The 252-nt window shown below is 50.0% G+C and carries 1 tRNA gene; it reads left to right on the forward strand.

The window, feature by feature from the left end:
- The first annotated feature begins 85 nt into the window (after positions 1-85).
- A tRNA-Glu gene (locus tag IM295_RS22575) sits at positions 86-161 on the forward strand.
- Positions 162-252: the final 91 nt, after the last annotated feature.

The raw sequence follows: 252 nt of genomic DNA on the forward strand, positions 1-252 counted from the left end.
CCTTAAAGAACCTGCCTTTGCAGTGCTCACACAGATTGTCTGATGAAAAGTAAGCAGCAAGGCGTCTTGCGATTGAGACTTCAGTGTCCCCTTCGTCTAGAGGCCCAGGACACCGCCCTTTCACGGCGGTAACAGGGGTTCGAATCCCCTAGGGGACGCCACTTGCTGGTTCGTGAGTGAAAGTCACCTGCCGTCATATCTCAAAACTGACTTGCGAGTCATGTTTGAGATATTTGCTCTTTAAAAATCTGG

It is taken from the genome of Enterobacter cloacae complex sp. P14RS, from assembly GCF_014895895.1.
Classification (GTDB): domain Bacteria; phylum Pseudomonadota; class Gammaproteobacteria; order Enterobacterales; family Enterobacteriaceae; genus Enterobacter; species Enterobacter bugandensis.